This is a genomic window from Vibrio sp. YT-19(2023) (assembly GCF_033337395.1).
This window is the reverse complement of sequence record NZ_JAWOQN010000345.1, coordinates 1-808: the sequence shown is the minus strand read 5'-3', so window position 1 is coordinate 808 and position 808 is coordinate 1. Positions and strand designations below refer to the sequence as shown.

The 808-nt window shown below is 44.6% G+C and carries 1 pseudogene; it reads left to right on the top strand.

The features are described from left to right. Positions 1 to 426: 426 nt before the first annotated feature. Positions 427 to 808 (top strand): annotated as a pseudogene (locus R7E78_RS25810) (tryptophan--tRNA ligase); the annotation flags it as partial.

Sequence of the window (808 nt, the reverse complement as noted above, 5' to 3'; positions counted from 1 at the left end):
GGAGATAAAACAGAACTCCAGCGCCGACAAGTGAAATGAAGTTGAGCCGTGCTCATTCCTTGTGCGGTTCTGGTGGTGATAAATAGGAGTCCATCGATGAAAAGTAAACACAACAAAACCGTTCTATGTGCATTTGTTTCTGGTTCGGTATTTGGTGCTGTTCTCGTTATCGCAATGTCCTTGCCGATGTAATCGGGCAAATATTCACACACTGCATTTTCTTCATATTGGGATTGAGCATTGTCTTAGTCCCTGTTAGCTTAAGACGCATGAACTTATTCTTCACACCTTCATCATCATACTTTTTCTGGTGGCGCTCTATGTAGAGCGGCGCGGAATTCTTACATTCTTACGCTGCTGGAAGGTAGCGAAGAGTGTCTTGTCTTTTTATCTCCAGTAGCGATCTATTTTGACTAGGAGATAACCATGAACATCAAAGAAACGCATCAACAACGCGAAATCATTCTCACGGGGGACCGAGCTACAGGGCCTTTACACCTTGGTCATTACGTCGGTTCGTTACAACAGCGTGTGGCATTACAATCGGAGCATGACCAAACCATTCTGGTCGCCGATATGCAAGGCCTGACCGATAACGCGCACAATCCTTCAAAGGTATCTTCGAACATTCTAAACGTAGTCGCAGATTACCTTGCAGTTGGCATCGACCCCATTCAAACCACTATCTGTTTGCAATCTCAGCTGCCAGCCCTCGCAGAATTGACGATGTATTACAGTAACTTAGTTTCCATTGCTCGCTTAGAGCGTAACCCAACCGTAAAAAATGAAATTCAAAGCAAAGGTTTTG